General features: G+C 62.9%; 23 protein-coding genes. 11 read left to right on the forward strand and 12 right to left on the reverse strand.

Annotation, left to right across the window (positions count from 1 at the left end):
* Positions 1-10: 10 nt before the first annotated feature.
* From ACN0Q0_RS11990 to ACN0Q0_RS12000, 3 genes are all read right to left on the reverse strand, one after another.
* Positions 11-844, reverse strand: a complete 834-nt coding sequence (locus ACN0Q0_RS11990) for a PhzF family phenazine biosynthesis protein (protein WP_417243635.1) — start codon at positions 842-844, stop codon at positions 11-13.
* Positions 841-2,124, reverse strand: coding sequence for a cation:proton antiporter (locus ACN0Q0_RS11995; protein WP_417243636.1), 1,284 nt, complete (start codon positions 2,122-2,124; stop codon positions 841-843). The genes ACN0Q0_RS11990 and ACN0Q0_RS11995 overlap by 4 nt, the downstream gene beginning before the upstream one ends.
* A 132-nt stretch (positions 2,125-2,256) precedes the next feature.
* A complete protein-coding gene (locus tag ACN0Q0_RS12000) occupies positions 2,257-2,964 on the reverse strand; it encodes an endonuclease/exonuclease/phosphatase family protein (protein WP_417243637.1) in 708 nt (235 codons plus the stop codon).
* A gap of 112 nt (positions 2,965-3,076) precedes the next feature.
* On the opposite strand from ACN0Q0_RS12000, the gene ACN0Q0_RS12005 reads away from it, so the two are divergent.
* On the forward strand, positions 3,077-3,745 hold the full coding sequence (locus ACN0Q0_RS12005) for a hypothetical protein (RefSeq protein WP_417243638.1): 669 nt from the start codon (positions 3,077-3,079) through the stop codon (positions 3,743-3,745).
* A gap of 3 nt (positions 3,746-3,748) precedes the next feature.
* Here ACN0Q0_RS12005 and ACN0Q0_RS12010 read toward each other — a convergent pair whose 3' ends face one another.
* The 3 genes from ACN0Q0_RS12010 to ACN0Q0_RS12020 all read right to left on the reverse strand — a co-directional run bounded on the left by ACN0Q0_RS12010 (position 3,749) and on the right by ACN0Q0_RS12020 (position 6,734).
* On the reverse strand, positions 3,749-5,155 hold the full coding sequence (locus ACN0Q0_RS12010; protein ID WP_417243639.1) for a protein adenylyltransferase SelO: 1,407 nt from the start codon (positions 5,153-5,155) through the stop codon (positions 3,749-3,751).
* 54 nt (positions 5,156-5,209) lie between these two features.
* Complete coding sequence (locus ACN0Q0_RS12015; protein ID WP_417243640.1) at positions 5,210-6,169, reverse strand: nucleoside hydrolase; 960 nt, start codon at positions 6,167-6,169, stop codon at positions 5,210-5,212.
* 64 nt (positions 6,170-6,233) lie between these two features.
* Entirely contained in the window at positions 6,234-6,734 is a 501-nt protein-coding gene (locus ACN0Q0_RS12020) for a hypothetical protein (protein ID WP_417243641.1), read from the reverse strand.
* A 175-nt stretch (positions 6,735-6,909) separates the two neighbouring features.
* On the opposite strand from ACN0Q0_RS12020, the gene ACN0Q0_RS12025 reads away from it, so the two are divergent.
* Positions 6,910-7,323 (forward strand): SufE family protein, encoded by a 414-nt coding sequence (locus ACN0Q0_RS12025; RefSeq protein ID WP_417243642.1) that lies wholly within the window; start codon positions 6,910-6,912, stop codon positions 7,321-7,323.
* A gap of 24 nt (positions 7,324-7,347) precedes the next feature.
* On the opposite strand, the gene ACN0Q0_RS12030 is transcribed toward ACN0Q0_RS12025, so the two are convergent.
* The 5 genes from ACN0Q0_RS12030 to ACN0Q0_RS12050 all read right to left on the reverse strand — a co-directional run bounded on the left by ACN0Q0_RS12030 (position 7,348) and on the right by ACN0Q0_RS12050 (position 12,709).
* Positions 7,348-7,983 (reverse strand): DUF1638 domain-containing protein, encoded by a 636-nt coding sequence (locus ACN0Q0_RS12030; protein ID WP_417243643.1) that lies wholly within the window; start codon positions 7,981-7,983, stop codon positions 7,348-7,350.
* Positions 7,984-7,988: 5 nt separating this feature from the next.
* Complete coding sequence (locus ACN0Q0_RS12035) at positions 7,989-8,684, reverse strand: corrinoid protein (RefSeq protein WP_417243644.1); 696 nt, start codon at positions 8,682-8,684, stop codon at positions 7,989-7,991.
* Positions 8,685-8,760: 76 nt separating this feature from the next.
* The gene (bmt, locus tag ACN0Q0_RS12040; RefSeq protein ID WP_417243645.1) at positions 8,761-9,795 is read right to left on the reverse strand and encodes a betaine--homocysteine S-methyltransferase; all 1,035 of its coding nucleotides are present in this window, start codon (positions 9,793-9,795) and stop codon (positions 8,761-8,763) included.
* A gap of 199 nt (positions 9,796-9,994) precedes the next feature.
* The gene (locus ACN0Q0_RS12045; RefSeq protein WP_417243646.1) at positions 9,995-12,019 is read right to left on the reverse strand and encodes a phosphatidylglycerol lysyltransferase domain-containing protein; all 2,025 of its coding nucleotides are present in this window, start codon (positions 12,017-12,019) and stop codon (positions 9,995-9,997) included.
* Positions 12,020-12,394: 375 nt separating this feature from the next.
* Positions 12,395-12,709 carry a DUF1476 domain-containing protein gene (locus ACN0Q0_RS12050; protein ID WP_417243647.1) on the reverse strand — a complete coding sequence of 105 codons (315 nt, stop codon included), beginning with the start codon at positions 12,707-12,709 and terminating at the stop codon, positions 12,395-12,397.
* A gap of 247 nt (positions 12,710-12,956) precedes the next feature.
* On the opposite strand from ACN0Q0_RS12050, the gene purC reads away from it, so the two are divergent.
* Together purC and purS are read left to right on the forward strand one after the other, a co-directional pair.
* Complete coding sequence (gene purC / locus ACN0Q0_RS12055) at positions 12,957-13,724, forward strand: phosphoribosylaminoimidazolesuccinocarboxamide synthase (protein WP_417243648.1); 768 nt, start codon at positions 12,957-12,959, stop codon at positions 13,722-13,724.
* A gap of 25 nt (positions 13,725-13,749) precedes the next feature.
* Entirely contained in the window at positions 13,750-13,980 is a 231-nt protein-coding gene (purS, locus tag ACN0Q0_RS12060) for a phosphoribosylformylglycinamidine synthase subunit PurS (protein ID WP_417243649.1), read from the forward strand.
* Between the two features lie 130 nt (positions 13,981-14,110).
* Here the strand turns inward: purS and ACN0Q0_RS12065 are convergent, their stop codons facing one another.
* Positions 14,111-15,202, reverse strand: a complete 1,092-nt coding sequence (locus tag ACN0Q0_RS12065) for a histidine kinase dimerization/phosphoacceptor domain -containing protein (RefSeq protein WP_417243650.1) — start codon at positions 15,200-15,202, stop codon at positions 14,111-14,113.
* Positions 15,203-15,689: 487 nt separating this feature from the next.
* Between ACN0Q0_RS12065 and purQ the strand changes: the two genes are divergently transcribed.
* The 7 genes from purQ to ACN0Q0_RS12100 all read left to right on the forward strand — a co-directional run bounded on the left by purQ (position 15,690) and on the right by ACN0Q0_RS12100 (position 26,960).
* The gene (purQ, locus tag ACN0Q0_RS12070) at positions 15,690-16,358 is read left to right on the forward strand and encodes a phosphoribosylformylglycinamidine synthase subunit PurQ (protein ID WP_417243651.1); all 669 of its coding nucleotides are present in this window, start codon (positions 15,690-15,692) and stop codon (positions 16,356-16,358) included.
* A 158-nt stretch (positions 16,359-16,516) separates the two neighbouring features.
* Positions 16,517-18,310 carry a sensor histidine kinase gene (locus tag ACN0Q0_RS12075; protein WP_417243652.1) on the forward strand — a complete coding sequence of 598 codons (1,794 nt, stop codon included), beginning with the start codon at positions 16,517-16,519 and terminating at the stop codon, positions 18,308-18,310.
* Positions 18,311-18,360: 50 nt separating this feature from the next.
* Entirely contained in the window at positions 18,361-19,698 is a 1,338-nt protein-coding gene (locus ACN0Q0_RS12080) for a sigma-54-dependent transcriptional regulator (RefSeq protein ID WP_417243653.1), read from the forward strand.
* Positions 19,699-20,318: 620 nt separating this feature from the next.
* Complete coding sequence (locus tag ACN0Q0_RS12085) at positions 20,319-23,306, forward strand: Rne/Rng family ribonuclease (protein WP_417243654.1); 2,988 nt, start codon at positions 20,319-20,321, stop codon at positions 23,304-23,306.
* A gap of 183 nt (positions 23,307-23,489) precedes the next feature.
* The gene (locus ACN0Q0_RS12090) at positions 23,490-24,239 is read left to right on the forward strand and encodes a cytochrome c biogenesis CcdA family protein (protein WP_417243655.1); all 750 of its coding nucleotides are present in this window, start codon (positions 23,490-23,492) and stop codon (positions 24,237-24,239) included.
* 77 nt (positions 24,240-24,316) lie between these two features.
* Positions 24,317-25,546 (forward strand): hypothetical protein, encoded by a 1,230-nt coding sequence (locus tag ACN0Q0_RS12095; protein WP_417243656.1) that lies wholly within the window; start codon positions 24,317-24,319, stop codon positions 25,544-25,546.
* Between the two features lie 40 nt (positions 25,547-25,586).
* On the forward strand, positions 25,587-26,960 hold the full coding sequence (locus ACN0Q0_RS12100; RefSeq protein WP_417243822.1) for a cytochrome P450: 1,374 nt from the start codon (positions 25,587-25,589) through the stop codon (positions 26,958-26,960).
* The last annotated feature ends 4 nt before the right edge of the window (positions 26,961-26,964 follow it).

Below are 26,964 nucleotides of genomic sequence, written 5' to 3' on the forward strand. Positions count from 1 at the left end.
GGGGCGGGCGTTAGAACCCCAACCGCCCCTCCATCATCCGCCGCGCGTGGCCCCCGATGGTCACACCGGCGCTGTCCACAGTCACGGCAATGCGGGACGGGCGCCCCATGTCGTCGCCCTGGTGGATCGTGAGCGAGAGCGGTGCGTTGGCCTCGGCGCACAAAAGGCGCCCCAAGGCGGCCGCGGCCGATCCCGTGGCGGGGTCTTCGGGGATGTTGTCGAGCGGGGCGAACATGCGCATATGTACGGTGTCGCCGTCGCGCCAATAGGGCGCTTGGGCAAAATCGAGCCCCATGGGATAACGGGCGTGTCCCTCACGCATCGCGGCGATGTCGACGCAGGCCCGCGCAAGCGCCGCGCGGCTGGCCAATTCGGAGAAGGTAAAGGTCAGCCCCATGCCGGCCATGACCGGCGCACCTTTGAGGTCGGACGGGGCGAGGCCAAGCGTGCGGGCCACGAGGTCCGCCTCGGGACGGGCAAAGATATCAAGGGCTTGCGTGGCGGTAAAGGTGGCATGGCCATCCGCCGCTTGGGCCATGATCAGCCCGACATCAAGTTCCAGCCGTAGCGCGGGGCCGTGGCCCGCCTCCGATAGCGCCACCGCCGCGCCAATGGTCGGGTGACCGGCAAAGGGGACTTCCATTGTCGGGGTGAAAATCCGCAACCGCGCGGTATTGGCGGGGTCGCGGGGGGGCAGGATAAACACCGTTTCCGAGTAATTGAATTCGCGGGCGATCTGTTGCAACTGCGCCTCGGGCAGGGCGGCGGCCTGCGGGATCACGGCCAGTGGATTGCCGCCGAACGGCGTGTCGGTAAAGACATCATAGGTGAGAAACTGCGTCATACATCCAACTCCGGTTCACGGCCCAGACGGGTGGCCAAGGGGGCCACGGTCAGCCCCTGTACGATGATTGAAAACACCACGACGATATAGGTGGCGGTCAGGATCAGCGATTTCCATTCGCCATCGGGAAGCGATAGGGCAAGGGCCACGGAAATCCCGCCCTTTAGCCCGCCCCATGTCATGATCGGGATCACGCCTTTGGAGAAGGTGCGAAACGGTTTGAGCAGCATCACCGGCACCGCCACGGCAAAGAACCGCGCGACGAGCGCCAGGACGACGGCCATGAGGCCCGCAAGGACGGCCTGCAGGTCAAAGGTGACGGCGAAGACCTCGAACCCGATCATCAGGAACAGCACGGCGTTGAGGATTTCGTCGATCATTTTCCAAAAGGCGTCGACGTAGTGGCGGGTTTGTTCGGACATGCCGAATTTGGTGCCGACATCGCCGATGAGCAGCCCCGCCACCACCGCCATGATCGGGGCGGAGACATGCAGCGCCACGGCCAGTTCGTAGCCGCCAAAGGCAAGGCCGAGGGTCAGCAGCACTTCGAGGGAATAATCGTCAATGCGCCTCATCAGGCGAAAGGTCAGCCACCCGAGCACGAGGCCAAGCACCGCGCCGCCCACGGCCTCCTGGAAAAACAGCTGTGCGGCGGCGGCGAGGGGACTGGCCTCGCTTGTGGCGTGCGCGTCGCCGTGGCCATCCGCGCCGCCCGTGGCGGAAAAGGCCAGACCCGACAGGACCAGAAACACGACATAGCCGACGCCGTCATTGAACAGGCTCTCGCCCGCGATTTTGGTTTCAAGGGATTTGCGCAACGCGGCCCCGCGCAGCACGCCCAGAACGGCCACGGGATCGGTCGGGGAAATCAGCGCCCCGAATGTGAGCGCGATCAGCAGCGGCATGCCCGTGAGCCATGAAAAGCCTACGCCGACGATGGTGGTGGACAGCGCCACGCCAAGCGTGGCCATCAAGAACACCACCCGCCATTCGCCGCGCAGGTCGGAGATCTTGACATGCAGCGCACCGGCAAACAGCAGCAGCCCCAACATGCCCTCAAGCAGCGCGTCCGAGAAATCAATCGCCGTGACCTGTGCGCGGATGGTTTCCTCGACGCTCATGGCGGGCCAGATGGCGTCCAGACCGATGATGGCCAAAGAGGCGATGAGCGACACGATCAGGATGCCGATTGCGGAGGGCAGTTTCAAAAACAGGTAGTTGATGGCCCCGAAGGCCCCCGCCAGAACGATGAGCAAGGAGGCGATTTGAAGGAGGGTCATGGGCAGGCCTTTTGCGATGGGGTTGCCTGTGTCTAACAGAGATCCGTGCAGGGCCAAACACAATCAGGGGCTTGGCCGGTGGACTGCCTCACCGCGCCGCCTCACCGTGCCGCGTGGCCGTCTCCGTGGGTATTAGGCCTGTACCCCTGTCAGGTCGGCCCAGATCGGCAAGTGGTCCGAGGCGCGGCGTGACAGGGCGGTTTCCACCACGCCCGCGTCGTACAAGGTGAGCGCGTGCGGCACCGCGATGCGGTCAAGGGCGGCCATGGGGCGGGCGGCGTGAAACGAGCGTCCGGGGGCCACGATGTCAAAGGCATCGCGCAGGGGGTCAAGCCCGTGGGTGGGCGACCATTCGTTGTAATCGCCCATGATCACCGTGGGACGGTCGTCAAGCGTGGCCAGACGGGCGCGAATGGCGTGCAGTTGCTTTTGGCGCGAGGCACGCAGGAGGCCAAGGTGGACCCCGACAATGCGCAGGCCCGCAAGGTCGACGGCAACGGCACCGCGCGGCTCCAACCCCGGCAGGTCAATGCGGTGGGTGGCGGTTACGGCCGCCCCTTTGCGCACGAGGATCGCATTGCCGTGCCACCCGAGCGAGACGGGCGAGGTGGCCACGGGCAGGGCGGTGAAATCGGTATGCGTCTCGATCAGCCGCGCGGGCAGGGCGGCGGGGCGTGCGCCAAGGCGCATATCGGCCTCTTGCAGGGCGACCACATCGGCCTCGATCCCGTTGATCACGTCCAGAATCCGCGCCGGTGCCCGCGCGCCATCCGTCCCGCGACATTTGCGCAGGTTATAGGAGGCAAGGCGCATCGCGCCGGTTTGGGTTTTGGGTCTCATGGTGTTAACATAAGGGCGGGCGCGTTGCATTACAGCCCCTTTGTGACCATATGACCCCTCATACCCTCCCGAAGGCCGTCCAGAGAAAACCGCCCACAGAAAGCTGTCCCTTTTGATTGTATCGCGTGCCACATTCCATTCCGTGCTCAAATCCGTGCCGCGTCCGACATGGGCGATCTGGGTGCTGTTGTTGGGCGAGTTTGTCGCGGGGCTCTGGACCGCGCGGTATTCGGCGTCCTTTGTGGCGCTTGGCACCTTGGCGCTGACACTCGCGCCGATCTTCTTTGCCCGCCGGTACCACATCTACGTCCCGCGCAGCTTTATGGGGATGATCATCCTGTTCATCTTTGCCACGCTGTTTCTGGGCGAGGTGGGTGATTTTTACGAGCGCTACTGGTGGTGGGATGTGGTGCTTCATGGCGGGTCGGCCATCGGGTTCGGCCTGATCGGGTTTGTGGCGATGTTCATGCTGTTTCAGGGCGACAGGTTCGCCGCACCGCCTTTGGCCATCGGGCTGTTTGCCTTTTGCTTTGCCATGTCCATCGGCGGGCTGTGGGAGATATTCGAGTATCTCATGGATCAGTTTGTTGGCACCAATATGCAAAAATCCGGCATCGACGACACCATGGCCGATCTGATGGTGGATGCGGTCGGCGGGGTGATCGGCGCGGGCGCCGGCGTGCTGTACCTGTGGTACGAGCGCTCGGTGTTTCTCGCCGGTTGGATCGGTGAATTTGTCGACCGCAACCGCCGCCTGTTTTCCAAATACCGCTCTAAATAGCGCTTAAGTCCCGCAAAAGGTTGCCGGCACGATCTCGTCGCGGCTGGGCGGGGCCATCAGGTCACGGTCGGTGTCCGCGACGGCAAAGGGCGCGGACAGGACACGCGCCAGTCGCTGTGCTTTGGTGAAATCGCCCTCGGTCGCCGCCACAATCGCCGCCTCCAGACGGTGGGTGCGCGGGATCACCTGTGGGTTGGCCCGCGCCATCAGGTCGGCCCCCTCGGCACCACGGTCGCGCCGTGCGTGCCACCGTGCGGCCCATGCGTCAAAGGCGGGGCGGTCGGTGAACTCGTCGCGGGCCGTTTCGGTGCCCAACCGCGCGAATACATTGGTGAAATCGGCGTATTGCGCGGCCATCATGGTCAGCAGGTCCTGCGCCAGATCCTCGTCGCCATCGCGGGGTGTGACGATCCCGAGCTTGGCGGCAAAGACATCGCGCCATGCCGATTGATAGAGCGCGGGAAAGCCGTTGAGCACCTCGGTGAGGGCCTCGATTGCGGCGTCTTGCGACCCTGTTTCCTCGGTGATCATGCCCACGAAACAGGTGCCGAGTTGGGCCAGATTCCATCCCGCGATACTGGCCTGTTGGTCAAAGGCATAGCGGCCGTTCCGGTCGATGGAGGAGTAGCATGCGTTCGGGGCATAGGCGTCGATAAAGGCGCAGGGGCCGTAATCAATCGTCTCGCCCGCGATGCTTGTATTGTCGGTGTTCATCACGCCATGCACAAATCCCAGCCCCATCCACCGCGCAACCAAAAGCGCCTGAGCGGCGACGATCTCGCGGTAGAGATCCAACATGGTGCGGGCCTGCGGGTAGTGGCGGTCGCGGACGTGTCCGGCCAAAAGCCGCACGGCCTCGGCGTCCTCTTGGGCGGTGAAATATTGGAATGTGCCAACGCGGATATGCGAGGCGGCGACGCGGGTCAGCACCCCGCCCGGGTAGGCGCGTTCGCGTTGGACCCGTTCGCCCGTGGCCACAGCGGCCAAGGCGCGGGTGGTCGGCACGCCGCACGCGGCCATAAATTCGGAGACAATGTATTCGCGCAACACCGGCCCGAGCCATGCCCGCCCGTCGCCGTTGCGCGAATAGGGCGTGCGGCCCGCGCCTTTGAGCTGGATGTCGAACCGGCCCGTTTCGGTGACGACCTCGCCCAGCAGGATCGCACGGCCATCGCCCAAACGCGGCACCCATCCGCCGAACTGGTGCGCGGCGTAGACCTGTGCCAGTGGCGCGGCACCCTCGGGGATCACATTGCCCGCAAACACCGCCGCGTCGCGTTCGGTCACGCCGAGGCTGTCGGCGAGCGCATCGTTGAACAGGATCATCTCGGGCGCGTCTACGGGATCGGGGTCGATGTGCGCGAAAAAGCGGTCGGGCAGGCGGGCGTAGCTGTTGTCGAATTGGGTCATGTGATCTTACTTAGCCCGCCTTTGAGATGCGTAAAGAGGTCGCGTAGCCGTGGGTTACAGCGTGGCGAGCCGTGCCGTCAGCAGGGCGAAAAACGCATCGGCATCCACTTCGCTCATGAATGTGGCGTTGGGCGCACGGTCGGTGACGCCCCACCAATCGGCCACGGTCATGCCGCGTGTCAGCTCCGAGCCCGTCTCGATCTCGACGTTGATGAAACGGCCGGAGAAGATTTCGGGCGCGACGAGATAGGCAATCACGGTCGGATCATGCAGCGGACCACCCGCCGAGCCGTATTTTTCGATGTCGAAGCGTTCAAAGAAATCGAGCCATCCGGCGACCACATCGCCCACGTGGTTGCCAAAGGCGGCAAAGGCCTCGAGGCGCGGTTTGGTTACAAGCACTTTATGGGTGACGTCAAGCGGCATGACGGTGAGTTTGACGCCGGATTTAAACACGATATCAGCGGCTTCTGGGTCGACGTAGATGTTGAATTCGGCGGCGGGCGTGATGTTTCCGACTTCGAAATAGGCCCCGCCCATCAGCACGATTTCCTGAACGCGCGCGATGATGTCGGGCGCCTTTGTGAATGCGGTGGCGATGTTTGTGAGTGGCCCGAGCGGACAGAGCGTTACCGTACCTGCGGGCTGTGTGCGCAGGGTGTCGATGATGAACTCGACGCCGTGTTGCGGGTGCAGCGCCATCGTGGGGGCGGGCAGCTCAATGCCGTCGAGGCCGGTTTTGCCGTGGACATGTTCGGCGGTGACAAGCGTGTGGGCCAGCGGGCGGTCGCAGCCTGCGAATACTTTGACATCTGGACGTCCCGCCACTTCGCAGACCTTGAGCGCGTTTTCGGTGGTACGCGCAATCGGCACGTTTCCGGCCACGGTGGTGATGCCAAGCACATGCACCTCGGGCGAGGACAGCGCCAGAAGGATGGCCACGGCGTCGTCCTGTCCGGGGTCGGTGTCGATGATGATGTTACGGGCGTCCGGGTGCGGGTGTGTCGTGGCCATGTGTCGTGTCCTTTGAAGGCGTCAGAGGGTCACACTGGCCAAGCCGCGCGGGGATGTAAAGCGCTCAGCGCCGTATTTGACGCGATCCGTTTGCGCCACGCACGACGATGCGTTTGACGCCCTCAAGCTCGGGGAAGGTCAGCGAATAGGCCGCGGTGATGCGGCGCTGTTGCGCGGTACCCAGACCCGGTGAGGTTTGCGGCGCACGCACGCGGAAATCATAGGTCAGCGTGCCTGCGGCCTCGGACGGGACCGGCACCAGTTGCGCGTCATAATAGCCAAGCGCGGGGACAAGGCCGGTGGCGGTGACAATCGCGCCTGTGGTCGAGCGGGCGATGGACATATCCGCGATGGCGGGGATCAGGGGGCGGGTGTCGACAAAGTCGGGGAAGCCCTTGCGCGGGGCGAGCGATTTGAGCACCGTCACGGATTGGCCGTCGACGGATGTGGTGACCGCTTCGGATTTGCCGAACCAGTTGAGAGGGTTGAGTTTTGATGTGCTCATCGTGGCGCAGCCCGACAGGCCAAGCACAACAAGTCCAGAAAGTAATACCTGACGCCGCATCGGAAATTCCCCTTGCCCTCAATTCAGTCGTTGGCAAATGCGTAACGGATGTGACGCGGCTTGAAAAGGGGGCGCAAGGGGGCGGTGTGTTGCGAGCGGTGTCTGGACGTCTGATCCGTGGCGGATTATGTCCAAGGGAAGCACGACTGCGCTAAAGTGAAAAGGATGAGCGACGATGGCCAATGCCCGTTTCGAAGATCTCGTAGAGACGTTTGAATTTCTGGATGATTGGGAAGACCGCTATCGCCATGTGATCGACATGGGCAAAGCGTTTGCGCCGATGGACGAGGGGCTAAAGGTGCCCGCGACCAAGGTGGAGGGCTGTGCGTCGCAGGTCTGGATCGTGCCGACGGTCGAGGGTGGCAGGTTCGCATTCGAGGGCGCGTCGGACGCGATGATCGTACAGGGGCTGATTGCGGTGTTGCATGAGTTGTATGCGGGTCTGAGCGTGGCCGAGGTGCGTGATGTGAACGCGGTGGCCGAATTGGGTCGCTTGGGGTTGAACGAGCACCTCTCGGCGCAGCGCTCCAACGGATTGCGGGCGATGGTCGAGCGCATTCAGGACACGGCGGCCCGCGCGGCGGGGTAAGCCCGACGACAAGCAAAGCGCGGGTTATGGCGCGAGGAAGCGGTCCAGATCGCCATAACCGGTAAAGCGCCGCTCGAACACGAGGCCAAGGCGGTCGGCACAGGTTTGCGCCGTTGCGGTCAGGTCGGGATCTTCGGTCTGGGCCAGATAGACCAGTTTTTCGTAATTGCCGAAATACATCTCCAACAGATCGGGATAGCGATCAAGGCCCAATGGCCGCCATACAAAGGCGTCGAATTGGCGGGCAAGAAAGTCGGTGAGATAGAAACTGGTGACTTCGCCGCGTTCGGCAAAGACGGCAGACCCGTCAAAAAACGCATAACAATGCGGGGCATCGATCATCTGTGCGCCGTATGTGTTACATAAATCAAGCAATTGCCCGCCCGTGCCGCAATCGCCGTAAGCCACAAGGATATGGTCATAGGCGGCGCGGTGTTCGCGGATTGCGGCCTCGACGGCGGGGGTGATTTTATCGGGCGTGTTGTGCAGGATCGCGGGCAGGCAGGTCAGCGTGAGATGCGACAGGCCGTTGGCCTCGATCAGGGCGAGCACCTCACGCGCCAAAGCCCCGCAGGCGATGACAAGGGTTTTCCCGGCGCCAAACTGCGCAAGGCCCCGCTCGCGCAGGGCCTCGTCACTGATGTCATCGGGCGGGGTCACGGCGCTCAGGCGTTCGGTTGGCGGGCCGCGATCAGGCGTTTTGCCGTTTCCACCGCAATCGCCGCGTCGTCGCAATAGGCGTCCGCACCGATGGCCTTGCCGAACTCTTCGTTCAGGGGCGCACCGCCGCATAGCACGATGTATTTGTCGCGCAGCCCTTGGGATTTCAGGCTCTCGATCACGGTTTTCATATAGGGCATGGTGGTGGTCAACAGGGCGGACATGCCGATGATATCCGCGCCTTCGGCCTCGGCCGTGCCGATGTATTCGGCGGCTTCGGTGTTGATGCCAAGGTCGATGATTTCAAAGCCCGCGCCCTCCATCATCATCGCGACAAGGTTCTTGCCGATGTCGTGAATGTCGCCTTTGACGGTGCCAATGACCATTTTGCCCATCTTGGGCGCACCTGTTTCGACAAGCAGCGGTTTGAGAATGAACATGCCGCCCTTCATCGCCTGCGCGGCTTTGAGCACCTCGGGGACGAACAAAATCCCGTCGCGGAAATCGTCGCCCACGATCTGCATCCCCGCGACGAGGGATTTGGTGAGGATGTCGTAGGGGGTCCATTTGCGGTCCAGCAGGATGCGCACGGCCTCTTCGATCTCGTCTTTGAGACCGTCATAGAGATCGTCCATCATCTGTTCGCACAGATCGGTATCGTTGAGGTTGGAGAGGACCAGATCGTCGTTGTCATCAGACATGTGCGTATCCTTTTTCGCCCGCTTGGCGGTGTCGTCAGGAGGGAATGTGGCGGGTCAGCCCCGCCACATCAATCAGTCAGCTGCGGCGCCCGCGGCGCCCTGTGCGTTCGCGGGCGCTTGGCCCCTTGTCGTCGGTGCCGTCGGAGGCCGATGAAAATGCGCCGAGTGTTTCGACGATCTGCTCGAGGGTGGGACGCTCGCCGCGTGGACGGGTTTCCAACGCGGCCTTCATCGCGACCAGATGCTCGGGCGTGGTGCCACAGCAGCCGCCAATGATCCGTGCGCCGGCGTCACGCGCCATGCACGCGTAATCGGCCATCAGTTCGGGGGTGCCATCATAGTGGATGTGGCCGTCCATATAGCGCGGGATGCCCGCGTTGCCCTTGGCAATGAACGGACGTTCGTTCCCTTGGGCGGCAAAGCCCAACACGGTGCGCATCAGGTCGGAGGACCCCGTGCCACAGTTGGCGCCGTAGGCCACGGGCGGGGTGGGCAGTTTTTCGACCATATCGGCCAGTTGCGCCGAGGTGACGCCCATCATGGTGCGCCCTGCGGTGTCGAACGACATGGTCCCGACCCAGGCCAGACCTGCTTTGGCGGCGCCTTCGGCGGCGGCGGTGTATTCCTCGGGGGCCGAGATTGTCTCGATCCATGCGACATCCGCGCCGCCCGCCTTGAGGCCCTTTGCCTGCTCGTAAAACATTTCGACGGCGGCCTCATAGCTCAACGCGCCCATCGGCTCCATGATTTCGCCTGTCGGTCCCATCGAGCCCGCGACAATCACGGGGCGGCCTGCGGCGTCGGCAACTTTGCGGCCGATTTCGGCGGCGGCCTTGTTCAGTTCGAACACGCGGTCCTCGGCGTTGTGCAGTTTAAGACGCGCGGCGGTGCCCCCAAAGGAGTTGGTCAGGAAGATGTCGGAGCCTGCGTCCACGGCGCCCTGATAGAGGGCGGCGATGTTTTCGGGGCGGTCGACGTTCCACAATTCCGGTGAGTCGCCCGATTCCAGTCCCATGTTGAACAGGGTGGTCCCTGTCGCGCCATCGGCCAGAAGCCACTCGCGGGTCTCAAGCAGTCTGGTCAGGGCATCTGGGGTCTGGGCGGCGGTCATGGGCGGGTCTCCGGAACTGGGCGAGGGCGCGTGCCATGTGGCGCACACCCGTGAAACATTGCGCCCATGTGCCATGCGGGAGCGGATTTGGCAAATTCATTCCCGTCATAACGATTATGAACCATCCGCACATTCCGGCCGCATACGGTCTGTGCGGGGGGGGGAACGCGGGGCCAAAAGCGGGCGCGTCGGGGGCGGGTTAGCCCGGGCGTTTGCGTTTGAACGCGTGCCACACGGGATGCGTGGCAAAGCGGCTTGCCTTCATCGGGTTGGTGGCGGGTTTGCGCGGCGGTGCGGTGATGCGGCGCAGGATGTCCATCGCGGCCACGCTGAGCGCCAGACGGGAGGGGGCGGCGAGATAGAGCACCTCCCATTCGGGGCCAAAGGCGGATTTGAACCGCCGCAGGCCCGCTGCGCCCGATTTGGCGAGCATTTTGGTGCGCAACCGGCCAAGCAGCGGGTTCGTGTCGGTGCCTGACCATGGCACAGCGGCCAGAGAGACGCGCGGACAGCCATAGGCCTTGGCGGCATCAATGGCATCGAGGATGAGCTGTTGAATGGTGCCGTCGGGCGCGTCGGCGGTTTGGCGCATCAGGTCGAGCGTCATTTCGGCGCGGGTTTCGTGGAAGGTGACAAAGGCCACAAGGCGGTCGCGGCGGTAGGCCAGAAACACCCGTTGGCACGACACATAGTCGCGGTCATAGGTCCCCATGGAGAACCCGCGTTCGCCGCCACGGGCGTCTTTCCAGTCCTGCGCCACACGGTCCATGTCGTCGAGCGGCAGGACGCGACCGCCCTCGCAGGTGGCAATCTCGGCCTCCTGGACTTTGCGCAGTACGCGGCGCAACTGGCGGCGGTTTGCGCCGTCGAGGGTAAAAGAGCCCGGGGTGATCCATGCCTCTTCGGCGGTGGGGATGACGGCCCATCCCGCGCGGCGTGCGCAGGCGGCCATGCGACGTCCGCATTTGTAGATGGCGGGCATCCGGAACCGGTCGCGGGCGGTGCGGGTCAGCACATCGCGGGCCGCCTCGGGACAGCCACTGCGCGGCAGGGGATCGGAGAGCATGACAAGCGATTGGCCGATGGGCGCGGCCAAGGCGATGGCGGCATTGGTATCATCGCGCAGCACCGAAAAGTCGCGGGTGCGCAACAGGTTGGCTTCGGCCCGTGGGGCAAAGAACACCTGACGTTCCAGTTCGGGTGGCAGAAAGGGCGAATGCGAGGTCCGCGACAGGCGCGGCTCGGTGGCCAGATTGCAGCGGCGCGGCCCGAGGGCGACAATCACCGCCGAGAGGGCCGCGGGCAACAGGTAATACACGGCGCGAAACGCCAAGACCGAGCCAAGCAGCACTTCGAGCGGAACAGCGGGCAGCAAATGGGCCAGGGTGGCCTCGAACGGGCCGACGCCACCGGGGGTGGAACCAACCAGACCCGCACCAAGGGCAAAGAGATAGGCGGAAATGGCCTGGGCCACGGAGACCGCCACCTCGGGCGGGAGCAGCACGAAAAAGGTCGCCCCCGCAAAGACCGTATCAATCCCCGCAAGCCCGACCACGGTGGCCATCGTGCGCAAGGACGGCCATGGCAGGCGGACAAGCGGGGCGGGGGGGTAGACCGATATGGCGGCCATGCCCGCGGCGAGCACAATGGCGAGGGTGGCGAGGGTCTTCATCCATGGCAGGTCCGGTTGCAGGACCAGAACGGCAAGGGCCGCCACCATCGCCCAACCGGCCAGAAACGACAGGGCCACCGCACCGGACAGGCGCAGGGATTGCCACAGGGACAGTTCGGGCAACAACCGCCACCGGATGAGACTGCCGGTGAGGGCGCCAAAGCCGAGGAATTGCGACAGGCCGATGGCGGCGATGCCGGAGCGGCGTGCGGCGGTGCGCGAGATGCCGGTGTCGAGTTGGGCGTGTAGCACGGCGTCATAGCGGCCCACCGCCCAAAAGCTGACGGCGGCAAACAGCACGGCCAAGGCCCAGTTGACGGGGGCGATGTCGGCCGCGGAGGCCCGGATCGCGCCAAGGTCGAGGGCGGCGGCATGGTCCCAAAAAAACCATCCCATCCCCACGACCATCGCCAATGGCACAAGCTGTTTGCGCAACAGTTCGCTCCACACCACGCCCGTCCCCGCCGCCGGTTTATCCGTGCCGCGCGAGGGGGCGGCGGACACGGGGTCGGGCGGGGTGATCAGGTCGCGATCCGGATGTGTGTGGCGCATAGCGTAAAGCGTGCTCCTGTGGCTCAAGGGTTGGCTCAAGCTATAGGCCTCCATTCGCGAAGATCGGGTTAATTGACCTGATGGTCGGGGCTGTTACGGGCGGGCGTTGCGTGCGGGGGGGGGCAGGGGACAGGGCGGGGTGACAGGGCTGAGGCGTGCTATGGGCTCTGCGCCGCCCTGCAAATCACCCCGCAAGCCACCTGTGCCACACGCCACCTGTGTTGGCCGTAGGCGGCGCCCCATAAAAAAGACCCGCAAAACGGTGCGGGTCCTTGCAATGTCGTGGGCAATGTCGTGAGCCATGTCATGGCGCATCTGTTCGGGGCCTGCCCGGTTACAGCCGCGTGACAGCGCTGTGACGTCCCGTTCGGGGGCTTAGTGCTCTTCGAACAGTTGGGTTTTGGCAATCGCGAGGCAGTTGGCGCGTTTGGCGCGGATTTCGTCCTCGGTGGCTTTCGTGGCCAAATCGCCTGCGACCTTGCGGATCACGTCATCGTGGCCGGCTTCCTCGAAATCGGCTTTGATCACTTCGAGCGCATAGGCATCGGCATCAGCGCCGGTTTTCCCGAGCATTTCAGCGGCCCAAAGGCCCAGAAGTTTGTTGGCGCGGGCGTCGGCCTTGAACACCATTTCGGCGTCATGGGCGAATTTGTTTTCAAATGCGGATTCGCGGTCATCGAAACTGGACATATCTTTGGGTCTCCTCAGAGTAAGTGTTACCTAACCATATGCCCGTGCGGGCGCTAAGGTTCAAGTCGCGAATTGGCCCTTGAACGGGGGCGGGGCGTGTGCGGACGGGGCGGGGACGGGGGGCGCACGCGGGTTCGCCGTGCAAAAGGGGCGGCTGTCCTTGCTCCTGTGCGCCCCTTGGCCTAAAGAACCCCTAACGGGGGCGCGATCCCATGATTCTGCGCCTTGCAATCCATTGGAGGCCCACATGGCGCGCCGTAAAAAGATTTACGAAGGCAAAGCAAAGACACTCTATGAGGGTCCCGAGCCAGGCACCATTGTTCAATATTTCAAGGACGATGCCACCGCGTTCAACGCGGAAAAGCGGGCAACGATCGAGGGCAAGGGCGTTCTGAACAACCGCCTGTCCGAGTTCTTTATGAACGGGTTGACCAACCTTGGCATTCCCAACCACTTTATCCGCCGTCTCAACATGCGCGAGCAACTGTGCCGCCAGTGCGAGATTGTGCCGCTCGAAGTGATCGTGCGCAACTATGCCGCCGGATCCATGTCCAAGCGTCTGGGGATCGAGGAAGGCACGCGCCTGCCGCGCCCGATCATCGAGTTCTCGTACAAAGATGACGCGCTGGGCGATCCGTTGGTGCCGGAGGAATATATCATCGCTTTCGGGTGGGCCTCGCAACAGGACATGGACGATATCGTCGCACTTGCCCTGCGGGTGAACGATTATCTGTCCGGTGTGATGTACGGCGTGGGGATCAAGCTGATCGATTTCAAAATCGAGATCGGCCGTGTGTGGGACAATGATTTCATGCGCCTGATCGTGGCCGACGAGATTTCGCCCGACAGCTGTCGTTTGTGGGACATCGAGAGCGGGCAGAAGCTCGACAAGGATGTGTTCCGTCGCGATTTGGGCAACCTCACCGACGCCTACACCGAAGTGGCGCGCCGCCTTGGCGTTTTGCCGACCAACGGTCCTGTTTCTACGGGCGACAAGCCCACATTGATTAACTGATCCAAAGACAAGAAGGTTTGAGCCGATGAAAGCCCGCGTACATGTCATGTTGAAAACTGGTGTTCTGGACCCGCAGGGCGCAGCCGTGCAACACGCCCTTGGTGCGTTGGGGTTCGATGGCGTCAACGAAGTGCGCCAAGGCAAGGTGATCGAGCTTGATCTCGCCGATGGCACCACGGAGGCGACGATCAACGAGATGTGCGACAAGCTGCTCGCCAATACCGTGATCGAAAGCTACACGGTCGAAGTTCTCTAAGGCGGCGACGCCTGATACGGTTGAAGCCGACACGATTGCAAAAGCCGCTCCTCATCAGGGCGGCTTTTGTCGTTTTGTCGTTTGGTTCTGGGGCGATGGGGCGTTTGGCGATGGGGGGCGGGCGTGCGGGTCAGGACAGGGGCGCGATGTCGAGGGTCGCGGCCACGCCACGGTCGCACGCCACGGGGGTCCATGTCCCGCCAAGCTGTGCCGCCGAGGCCTCGATCACCCGCAGCCCAAGGCCCGATCCGGTGGCGGCACCGTCAAAACCCACGCCATCGTCGCTAAAGGTCAGGCGGATTGCGCCCCCGGGCGTCATTTTCCCCGTCATAGACACCGCGCCTGTGCGCCCGTCCGGAAAACCGTGTTTGAAGGAATTGGTCGCAAACTCGTTGAAAATAACCGCCACGGCGGAGGCCTGTTCCGAGGTGAGCGTCAGCGCGGGAAGATCGGCGGTGAGGGTGACGCCTTTGGGCGCAATCGCGGCGATGATATGCACCAGTTTGCGGGCGTAGTCCGCCATGTCGATGCGGTTGCTGGCCGAGGTGCGATACATGGCCTCGTGCAGGGCGGCCACGGTTTGAATGCGGGTTTCGACCTGTTTGAGGGCCTCGCGGGTGGTGTCATGGTGGCTTGCGCGGGCTTTGAGGCGGATCTGGGCGGCCACGGATTGCAGCGAGTTTTTCACGCGGTGATCCACCTCGTGGCGCAACAGTTCGGCATTTTTGACGGCGCGGCGCAGGGCAATCTGGCTGCCGACCTGGGCGGCAAGCGTGGTGAGGGATTTGCGTTGCAGCGGGGTCAGGCGGGCGGGGGCCATGCCGATAACACAGACCGTTCCCATCAAGGCCCCCTCGGAGGTGCGCAGCGGCACGCCGGCATAGAACCGTGCGCCACCGTGGGTCACGGGGGCCAGTCCCTTGGTGCGCGGATCAAGGCGCAGATCGGGGATTTCCACCATTCCGTCACCGGTCAGAACATGGGTACATAGCGCGTCCTCGACGGTGTTGGACGGATCGGTCAGCCCGCAGGCCGCCTTGAACCACTGGGTATCGCCGCCGATAAAGCTGACAAAGGACACGGGCATTTCGCAGATGTCCGAGAGCAGTTCGGCCACATCGTCAAACATTTCCTCACGCTCGGCATTGAGCAGGTTGAGGCCTGCGAGTGTGTCGAGGGGGGCAATCGTTACGCTGTGCGGCGCGGGGGGCGCATCGGTCATGGGGCGGCGTCCTTGTCGTCGGGTGTTGTTGGGGCGTCGGATGGGGATGGCGGGTCGCAACCGGAGCGGCAGCGGTCCGGTGCGTGATTAGTAATGGAGACCGGACGGGATATTCAATGGCGTCTCCCGACGGCGATGTTCATTTTCGCGTGTGCCACGTTTCGGCTGCATCTGTCGTGTCGGGCGCGCAGGGATCACGGTCGGGGCAATGATCTGTTCGCAGCGCGGGTTTGGCAAGTGCCAAAGCGACCTGTGCTTGCCCCGTGCCAAAGCCGGACATCCCGGTCAGGGGGGAGGGCGGCACGAGACGACAGGGGGGGGGCGCAAGAGGCGGGGCCGCTTTTGCGCCTGAGGCCCGTTTCAACCTGTATCCGCGCTTGAATGCGCGCCGGACCTGCTTTATTGCCTGCGGCAAGACAAATCCAAGGCGCACCCGCGCCGCTGCCCTTGTGCTGACCTGTCAGTGCTGACCCATCGGAGACGCCCCATGAAAGCTGCTGTCCTGCAATTCCCCGGTTCCAACTGTGACCGCGACATGGCCGTGGCCCTGCGCAATGCGGGCGCGGATGTCACGATGGTCTGGCACAAGGATGCCCAACTGCCCGAGGGGCTTGATATCGTGGGGGTTCCGGGTGGATTTTCCTACGGCGATTATTTGCGCTGTGGCGCGATTGCGGCGAACTCGCCCATCACAACAGCGCTCAAGGCGCATGTGGAACGCGGTGGCTATGCCTTCGGGATTTGTAACGGCTTTCAGGTGTTGACCGAGGCGAAGCTCTTGCCCGGTGCCTTGCTGCGCAATCAGGGCGTCAAATACATCTGTAACACCCAGGAGTTGATCGTCGAGACCACCGATAGCGCCTATACCGCCGATTACGCGCAGGGTCAGCGCATTCAAATCCCGATTGCCCACCACGATGGCAATTACACCGCCGACAAGGACACGCTTGACCGTCTTGAGGGCGAGGGCCGTGTGGCGTTCCGTTATGGGGCCAACCCCAACGGTTCGGACCGCGATATCGCGGGCATTCTGTCGGAGAACCGTCGCGTGCTTGGCATGATGCCCCACCCCGAGCGGGCCGCCGAACCTGCGCATGGCAACGAGGATGGCAAAGCCTTCTTTACCTCGCTGCTTGCCGCTGTTGTGTCGGCCTGACGCAGTCCCCGACGGATCTCGCGCCGTGACGGGCGCGGTCAAGCCGTGCGCGTTGAGTAACTGATTTCAAGCGGAAAACCGCCAGATCACGGGGCCGTGGGACAATCGTGTCGCACGCCCTCTTGCGGCTGCCGCGCCCGCGTGCATACCCTCTTGCCATGAGTGATCACGGGCTTCCAACACACCACGGCACCGCCGAGGTCCAGAATGCGTCTTTGACGTGGCTGGGGCGGTTTGCCATTGCGGGATTTGTCGCGGTGGCCATTGCGGTGGTCTGGGTGTCGAACCTGTTGTTGACCGAACGCTATACCATTTTGACGCGCAACCGTGCCGAGGTGCGTCAGGCGCTCTATGCGGGCAACCTGATGTCCGAGTTGCAACGCAATTCCATCGTGCCGTTGTTGTTGTCGCGCGATCCGGTTCTGGCCTCGGCCCTGTCGACGGACGATTATGTCACGACCTCGCAGCACCTGATCACCTATGTCGATGAAATCGGGGCTGCGGCCTTGTTGTTGCTCGACGAATCCGGCCGCGTTGTGGCCGCCACCGATCGTGCGGAACTGGGGCGCAACGGGCGTTTGAGCCCGTATTTCGTCGATGCGTTGCGCTCCAACGACACCACGTTCAAGGCCTCGAAACTGGAAAGTGGCGCCTATGAGTTCACCTATGCCCGCCGTATCGAGGTGGGCGGCGTTCTGGCGGGGGTGATCGTGGTCGAGGTCGATCTGGCCAAATTCGAGACCCAGTGGGCAAGCATTTCGGACGCGGTGTTGGTGGTCAACTCCGAGGGCGATATCATCCTGTCGACGGAGCCCAAATGGCGCGCCCGCAAAGAGGCGGATGCTTTGGAGGTGCGTGATGCGCCCACCGCGATCGAGCGGGCGTTGCGGGCCACGTCCGATTGGACCTACCCCACGCCAGAGGTCTATTTGGGCGGCGAGGCCGTGATGCGGTTGGAAAGCCGGATCCCGTTTCGTGGGTGGCGCATGGCCTCGTTCACCACCTACACCTCGGTGCGCGAGCGGGTGAACGGGTTCCTCGCGTTGGAGATCATGGGCTTTGCCATTCTGTTGTCGCTCGGCTTTTACCTGACATCGCGGCGCGCTGTGTCGCGTGCGGGCCTGTTCCAACGCGAAAGTGCCGAGTTGCGTCAGCTCAACACGCGGCTGCAACGCGAGATCGCCGAACGCGAGCGGGCGGAAAAGAACCTTGAGGTTGCCGAGCAAACCCTCGCCCAGTCAAGCAAACTGGCGGTTCTGGGGGAAATGTCGGCGGCGGTCAGCCATGAGTTGAACCAACCGCTTGCGGCGATGAAAACCTATCTGGCGGGGGCAAAGCTGTTGTTGCAGCGCAAGCGCCCCGACGAGGCCCTTGCCTCCTTTGGCCGTGTTGACGACCTGATCGAGCGGATGGCGGCGATCACCAAGCAGTTGAAATCCTACGCCCGCAAAGGCTCCGAGCATCTCGAACCGATTGATCTGCGCGGCTGTGTCAATGCGGCGCTGTCGATGATGGAGCCGCAGATGCGCCAACGCGCGGTGGAGATCACGCGGACCTTGCCGCCCGAGCCCGTCATCGTCGACGGCGACCGTGTGCGCCTTGAACAGGTGCTTGTGAACCTGCTACGCAACGCCTTTGACGCGGGCAAAACCGCGCCCGACCCACAGATCGACATTATCGTCGCGGGCGGGGCGCATGCCTCCGTGTCGGTGCGCGACAACGGGTCGGGGATTGAAGATCTCGATACCCTGTTCGAACCGTTTTACACCACCAAGGCGCCCGGGGACGGGGTGGGGCTTGGCCTTGCGATTTCCTCGGGGATCGTGACCGAGCTTGGCGGGCGTCTCACGGCGCACAACCGTCCCTCGGGCGGCGCGGTGTTCGAAATGATCCTGCCCTTGTCCAGACGGGACGAGGACGCGGACACCACAGATATACGCGCGGCGGAATAACCCGATCCGCACCGTTTCCCAGACCTAAGACCTCGAAGAGGAAGTGACCAATGGCCAGTGCAATGAAAATCGCAATCGTGGATGACGAACAGGACATGCGCCAGTCGATCAGCCAGTGGCTTGCCCTGTCGGGCTTTGACACCGAAACCTTTGCCAGTGCCGAGGATGCGGTCAAGGGGCTTGGACCCGATTACCCCGGTGCGGTGATCACCGATATCAAGATGCCGGGGATGGACGGGATGCAGTTTCTCAAGAAACTGATGAGCGTCGATAGCGGCTTGCCCGTCATTATGATCACGGGCCACGGCGATGTGCCGATGGCGGTGGAGGCGATGCGCATCGGCGCGTTCGATTTCCTTGAAAAGCCGTTTAACCCCGACCGGATGACCGAACTGGCCAAAAAGGCCACGAATGCCCGTCGTCTGACCCTTGATAACCGCGCGTTGCGGCGTGAATTGTCGGGGGGGACGGGGATTATGAACAAACTCATCGGCGCCTCCGATGTGATGGAGCGGCTGCGCGAGGATATCCTCGATCTGGGCCAAGCCGACAGCCATGTGTTGATCGACGGCGAAACAGGCACGGGCAAGACGCTTGTGGCGCACGCGCTGCACGCGGTGGGGGCGCGGGCCTCGAAGAAATTCGTGACGTTTTCGTGTGCGGGGCGCGAGGAAGCCGCGCTGTCCAAACGTCTGTTCGGCCCTGATCCCGATGGCGCGGCGCAACCGCTCATTGAGGAGGCCCGTGGCGGCACTTTGGTGATCGAGGATATCGAGGCCCTGTCCGAGGGGTTGCAGGCGCGTTTGCTGACGTGGATCAACGAACAGGGCACACCGCCCGAAACCCGTGTGATCGCGATTTGTAACCTGCAAGAGCAGGGGCGAACCTGTGAAAGTGCGCTGCGGCCCGACCTGTATTTCCGTCTGGCCGCGATGAAAATCACCACGCCGCCGCTGCGGTCGCGGGGCGAGGATATCCTGTCGCTGTTCACCCAGTTGAGCCAGCAGTTCTCAGAGGAATACGGCTGTGACGCCCCCGAGATTGCCGCACAGGAGGCCGCGCAGTTGCTACAGGCCCCGTGGCCGGGCAATATCCGTCAACTGATCAATGTGGCCGAGCGGGCCGTGTTGCAAAGCCGGCGCGGGTCGGGATCGATTGCCTCGCTGCTGTTGGCCGAGGACGACTCGCCCGAGGCGCAAACCATGACCACGGACGGCAAGCCGCTCAAGGAGTATGTCGAGGCGTTCGAGCGGATGTTGATCGACAACACCATGCGCCGCCACAAGGGATCGATCGTGGCGGTGATGGACGAGCTGTGCCTGCCGCGGCGGACGTTGAACGAGAAAATGGCCAAATACGGCCTGCAGCGTTCGGATTATCTCGGCTGATAGGCGCGCTGTTGCGCACTGGCACACCAAGGGCTCCGATAGCGGAGCCCTTTTGTCATTTGTCCTGATCGGGTGTGCGGGCTGCGGTGTCAGGGGGGGGCGGGGGATTTGCGCCGCGCGTCAAACCCCGCCTCCCTGTGGATAAATGCGGCGCGGTTCAAATTGCGTGTTGTATTTAAAGGGGCGGATCACTACTGATGGGGGACGCAGGTCTCGAACTTGCATCGCCTTAGGGTGCTGCTGCTTTGGGAAACCGCGACGACAGATTCGCTGCGCACGTGTGCAGGACGTTGCCTTAGGCCCGTGAACGAACGGGAAGGCCATCCGCCCGTACCGCAGACCGATACCGCCGCGTGGCACGACAAAACCGCATGGCATTGAACGCTCAGACCCACTTTTAAACGGGAACGAGATCTTAAACTGGGCGCCGGATAACATGCTGTTACTCGGACGCCGGAGAAAAACGCGATGCAACGCGCAGAGGCAAATTCAGAGCACATGACGGGCGCTTGCGCCCGCGCGCTCTCGCCCGCGCTGTCACTCGCCCCTAACAATCACCCGAAACCAGCCCCGCTTGCGCATGCGCATAACGGGCCACCTTTGGGTGTCGAAAGACAACAATGGCTAAGAAAATGCTCATCGATGCCACCCACGCGGAAGAGACCCGCGTTGTGGTGGTCGACGGAAACAAGGTCGAGGAATTCGACTTTGAATCGGAAAACAAACGTCAGCTTGCTGGCAACATCTATCTCGCAAAAGTAACACGGGTCGAGCCGTCGCTTCAGGCGGCGTTCATCGACTATGGCGGAAACCGTCACGGTTTCCTCGCCTTCTCCGAGATCCACCCCGATTATTACCAGATCCCTGTGGCCGACCGTGAGGCGCTGCTCAAGGAGGAACTGGAGTACGCCAAACAACAAGAGGAAGAAGAGGACCGCGAGAAGCCGAAGCGTTCGCGCCGTCGCCGGTCGTCATCCTCATCCTCGTCACGCGGGCGCAGCGCGTCGGTTGCGGCCGATGCCTCCAATGATGATGCGGTCGAGACCAAAGAGGTCGCCCCTGCGTCCGATGACCTGTCCGGCGAGGCCCCCGCGGGCGTCAAGGGCATGGATGTGGTCGAGCCCGAAGCCTCCGAAGCGGATGCGCTGATCGCCGATACCCACGAGCCTGTCGAAGAGGGCACATCGCCCGCTTTCGCCGTGGCCGAGACCCCTGTCGAGGAGCCATCCGAGGATGAGGCCTCCGACGATGACGCGTCCGAAGACCGGTCTGGCGAAGACCAGTCTGACGATGATCAGGACAACGATGATCAGGACAACGAGTCCTCTGATGACAGGTCCGAGGGCGACGAGGACGACGATGCGGAAACCGCAGCGGAGAAAGACGACAGCATCGAAAGCGTTGCCGACGATGACACCGCCGAAGAGGTCCGCCGCGTGCGCAAGCCGCGTCCCCGCCGCTACAAAATCCAGGAAGTCGTGAAGGTCCGCCAGATCCTGTTGGTTCAGGTCGTCAAGGAAGAGCGCGGCAACAAAGGCGCAGCCCTCACCACCTATCTGTCGCTTGCCGGTCGCTACTGTGTCCTGATGCCCAACACCGCACGTGGTGGTGGCATTTCGCGCAAGATCACCAATATTGCCGACCGCAAGAAGCTCAAGGAAATCGCGCAGGAGATCGATGTGCCACAGGGCGCGGGTCTGATCGTGCGCACCGCCGGCGCGCAACGCACCAAGACCGAGATCAAGCGCGACTACGATTACCTCAAACGGTTGTGGGAACAGATCCGCGAATTCACGCTGAAATCCACCGCGCCCGCCAAAATCTACGAAGAGGGCGACCTCATCAAACGCTCGATCCGCGATCTCTATTCCAAGGAGATCGACGAGGTGATCGTCGAGGGCGAGGGCGGATACCGCATCGCCAAGGACTTCATGCGGATGATCATGCCGACCCACGCCAAAAACGTGGTCAACTACAAAGAGCAACTGCCGCTCTTTGCCCGCTATCAGGTCGAAACCTACCTTGGCTCGATGTTCAACCCGACCGTTCAGCTGAAATCGGGTGGCTATATCGTGATCGACTGGACCGAGGCGCTCGTCGCCGTCGACGTCAACTCGGGGCGTGCGACCAAAGAAGGCTCGATTGAGGAAACCGCGCTCAAGACCAATCTCGAGGCCGCCGAAGAGGTGGCCCGTCAGGCCCGTCTGCGCGATCTGGCCGGTCTGATCGTGATCGATTTTATCGACATGGAGGACCGCCGCAACAACGCCGCCGTTGAGAAGCGCCTCAAGGACAAGTTGAAAACCGACCGCGCCCGCATTCAGGTGGGTCGCATTTCGGGCTTTGGCCTGTTGGAAATGTCGCGTCAGCGTCTGCGCCCGGGCATGTTGGAAGCCACGACACAGCCGTGTCACCACTGTCACGGCACGGGTCTGATCCGTTCCGACGACAACATGGCGCTCACGATCCTGCGCCAGTTGGAAGAAGAGGGCACCCGCAAGCGGTCACGCGAGGTGCTGCTCAAGGCGCCTGTTGCGGTCATCAACTATCTGGTGAACTACAAACGCGAAGCGATTGCGTTGATTGAAAGCCGTTATGGCATGGCGGTGCGCCTCGAGGCCGATCCGTTCATGATTTCGCCTGATTTCTCGATCGAGAAATTCAAAACCGCGACCCGTGTGATCAAGCCCGAGACCAGCAATGTGATTTCCGCATCCGCCGCGCTGATGTCCGAGATCGATGACGAGGCCGATGCTGTAGACGTCGATGCCGGGGACGTCACTGACGAGACCGCCGACGAGGCACAGGCCGATGCCGCCGCCACCGACGAGACAGGTGACGACGAGCAAAAGCCCAAAAAACGCCGTCGCCGTCGTCGCCGTCGCCGCAAATCGGGTGACGAGGATGACAACGGTGAAAACGGGTCTGATGCGCAGTCCGAGAGCGAGGGCGAGGGCGAGGCCGCACAGGCTGCGCCATCTGATGTCGCGGCACAGGCCGATGGCACCGATGCGCCAACGGATGAAAAACCAAAGCGCAAGCGCACCCGTTCGCGGTCACGTAAATCGGGTGCCACCGCAGAGGTGACGGCAACGGAAGCGACCACCACGTCAGACGAGGCCCCCGAGACCGCTCAGGACGCCGATACAGCTGCACCCGCCGAGGCCGAAAAGCCCAAGCGGACACGCTCGCGGTCGAAAAAAGCCGCGCCCGCTGTTGAGGGCGACCCTGTTGCAGAGGCCTCCGCCGAAGAGGCGCCCAAGCCAAAGCGCAAGCGCCGCACCAAAGCCGAGATCGAGGCCGACAAGGCCGCGAAAGCGGCGGGTACGGATGCGAAGGCGGAGGCCGCGCCGAAGCCAAAACGCAAACGCCGCACCAAGGCCGAGATCGAGGCCGACAAGGCTGCGAAAGCGGCGGCTGCCGAGGCTGCGACAGATGCGGCTCCTGCACAGGATGCCGTCGTCGCAGAGGTCGCGGCGCCCGCAGAGGCGGCAAAGGTCGAGGCGCCCGTGGCCGCAGAGCCCGTACCTGCGCCAACGCCGGAGCCTGCGCCTGTGGCCGAGGAAAAGCCGAAGCCCAAGCGTAAGGGATGGTGGAGTTTGGGGTAACCCGATCCGCGAACAACATGACATCTTGCGGCTCGCCCTTCGGGGCGGGCCGTTTTTCGTTGCGGGGCGCGTGCGCGTTCATCGGGCAGGGGCGGGATGAAAAAGGCGCGCCATACGAGAAAGTGACCCGCTGCGACATATCCGACGCTTTGCTTGGCGTGCGATCCGTGGCATGAGCTACCCATGTTTGGAATCGACCTCTTTGACGCCTCGATGCTGCCCGCGATGTTCGTGGCTTTGGCCGCTGGCATTGCGTCCTTTATCAGCCCCTGTGTTTTGCCCATCGTGCCGCCCTATCTGGCGTATATGTCGGGGATCTCCATGGGCGAAATGCAAGAGGGCAAAGCCGCGCGCAAGGCCATCGGCCCCGCGATCATGTTCGTGCTCGGCCTGTCGACGGTGTTTTTGTTCCTTGGCTTTACGGCCTCGGTGTTCGGGTCGTTTTTCCTGCAAAATCAGGTGCTTTTCGGGCGTATTTCAGGCGGGGTGATTGTCATTCTCGGGCTGCATTTCCTGTCGGTGTTCCGGATTCCCATTCTCGACCGTGAGGCGCGTCTGGATGCGGGGGACCGTGGGGGCACCGCGCTTGGGGCCTATGTGCTCGGGCTTGCCTTTGCCTTTGGATGGACGCCGTGCATCGGCCCGCAACTGGGTGCGATCCTGTCGATTGCCGCCCAGGAGGGCTCGCTGACCCGTGGCACCACGCTTCTGGCCGTTTATGCCTTTGGGCTTGGCGTGCCGTTCTTGTTGTCGGCGCTGTTCATTACCCGCGCGATGTCGGTGATGAACCGTCTCAAACGCCACATGGGTTTGATCGAAAAGGTCATGGGCCTGATGCTTGTCAGCGTTGGCCTGATGCTGCTGACGGGGGCGTTTTCGCGGCTGTCCTACTGGTTGTTGGAAACCTTCCCCGCACTGGCCGCCCTTGGCTAAACTCCCGTCAGTTTGTGCTTAATCTTGTCACCGATCTGGTCTAACGTGAGCCAAATCGGCAGCAAGGCCAGAGCGGTATGAGTGATCAGGTGACACAAGAGGTCAAACGGCGGCGGATGTTCTACATCTCCGGCTATGACCCCATTCCGCCGCGTCGCTACCGCGAGCTGTACCGCACCGAGAGCGCCAAACAGGCCGGTATTTCCGGTTATTCCCTCACCATCGCGCCCAAATCGGGCGAGCGCTTCGGCTGGTCCGTCGACAGTGAGATCGACGGGGCAAAGGTCCACACCGAGATTGACGTGTTGGTATGGTCCGACATCGTTCAGCAAAGCATGGACGCGGGGATTTTGCGGACCTACGGCGTGTTGGCACGTACCGCGTGGATCTACATTTCGACAGGGGCGCTGTTCCGGTTGATGCGATTGCGCAAAGGGCCGGTGATTGCCGCGCTTTATCCCGTTGGGATGTTGGGGTTTCAGGCCCTATTGGCCTTGGGTGTTTTGGTCGCCTGCCTCGCCTTCGGTGCGCGGTTCGGCGGTGTCGGTGCGGCGCTCGGGGCGGCATCGGGCGCGGGGCTTGGCGTGGCGCTTTTGCGGTGGTTCAAGCGACAGGACGGCAGGTTTTTCGCCTATTATCTGATGCATGACTACGGGTTTTCGGCGCGGTGGCGCGGGGCCGATCCGCCCGCATTGACCGCGCGTATGGCACAGTTTCGTGCCGCTGTGGCGCAGGCCCTTCGTGAGGATTGGGACGAGGTTCTGGTCGTGGGCCACTCGTCGGGGGCGCATTTGGGCATTTCGGTTCTGGCCGATCTGATCCGCGCGGGCGAGGCCCCCGATCAGGACCGTGATGGCGGGCCTGCGCTGTCGTTTTTGACATTGGGCCAAGTGGTGCCGATGGTGTCGTTTTTGCCCGAGGCCAAGGTGCTGCGCGGTGATCTGGCCTATCTGTCGGCCACGGATGCGCTGTTCTGGCTTGATGTGACCGCCCCCGGAGATGGCTGCGCCTTTGCGCTGTGCGATCCGGCGGGGGTGACGGGGGTGGCCCCCGCGGCGCAGACCGGCCCGCTCGTGATTTCGGCGGCCTTTACACAGTCCCTCAGGCCCGAGACGTGGAAACGTCTGCGATGGCGGTTTTTCCGGCTGCATTTTCAATACCTGTGTGCCTTTGATGCGCCACAGGCCTATGACTATTTCAAAACGACGGCGGGGCCGCAAACGCTCGCCGCCCGCTACGCCTCACACGCCCCGTCCCCGAGCCGGCTCACCGATGCGGTTAACATCTACACGGAGACAGCGCCATGAGCGGGTACACGGAGACAGCACCGTGAGCGGACGGGCGAAAATGATCCCGCCCAAGCCCGCCGCGCGGCCGGAAAAGACAAGCCTGATCAATTATCTGCGGCTGTTTCGAAAGGATATCCTGTCGGCGCAACCCGCGAAATTATACCGCGCGTGGATGGCCGAGTTCAAAACGCCGTTCTTTCGCTCGTTCCTCGTGAACCAACCCGATCTGGTCAAACGTGTGCTTAATGAGCGGCCCATGGATTTCCCCAAATCCAACCGCATCGCCGAAGGGTTGCGGCCCTTGCTTGGCAATTCGGTGTTTCTGACCAATGGCGATACGTGGCGGCGGCAACGGCGTATCATCGACCCCGCGTTCGAGGGCGGGCGGCTCAAGGATACCTTTCCCGCCATGCTCGCCGCCGGTCAGGACGTGGTGGCACGTCTGGGCGCGATCGAGGGGGCGTTCGATGTGGAGCCGCATACGAGCCATGTGGCGGCGGATGTGATTTTTCGCACCCTGTTTTCGATCCCGATCACCGATGAGACGGCCACGGCGGTGTTTTCGGAATTTCAGGCCCATCAACGCGCACAGCCGATCCTCAATTTTGCTGCCTTTGTGCCGCTGCCCAAATGGGTGCCACGGTTCCATTCGCGCGAGACAAAGCGCACGGCGCGGGTCATTCGTGGCTTGATCACGCAACTGACAACCGCACGTATGGCACAGATCGCGGCGGGCACCGCGCCCGACGATTTGGCGACCAAGATCATGACAACGGCCGATCCGCAGACGGGGCAGCGGTTTGACACAGGCGAGATGGTCGATCAGGTCGCGATCTTTTTTCTGGCGGGGCATGAGACCTCGGCCTCGGCGCTTGCGTGGGCGTTGTGGCTGTTGGCGGCCAATCCCGATGTGGCGGACAGGGTGGCGGGCGAGGGGGCGGCCCTTGGGGATGCGCCGGCGTTTTCGGACCTGTCCAAGCTGCGCTATACCAAGGACGTGTTCCGCGAGACCTTGCGGCTTTATCCGCCTGTGCCGATGATGGTGCGCGAGGCGGCATGCCCCGAACAGTTCCGCGACCGCGAGGTGCCAAAGGGCAGCCAGATCGTGCTGAGCCCGTGGCATTTGCAACGCCACGAGCGGTTCTGGGACGATCCCGATGTGTTCGACCCCGACCGGTTCAAGACCGACAACGGCAAGCAGTGTCTGCGCGATGCCTTTATCCCGTTTTCGGGTGGGCCGCGTGTCTGTACGGGGGCGGGATTTGCGATGGTGGAGGGGCCATTGATCCTTGCGTTGATTGCCCGCGCGTTCCACATTCGCACAGTGGCCGGAGCCACGCCTGTGCCTGTGGCGCATCTCACGGTGCGGGCGCAAAACGGGATTTGGATCAGGTTGGACAAACGCGATGCAATGGCCGGGGCTGAAGCGTGAACGC

The sequence above is a fragment of the Celeribacter sp. genome, assembly GCF_048259695.1.
GTDB lineage: Bacteria > Pseudomonadota > Alphaproteobacteria > Rhodobacterales > Rhodobacteraceae > Celeribacter.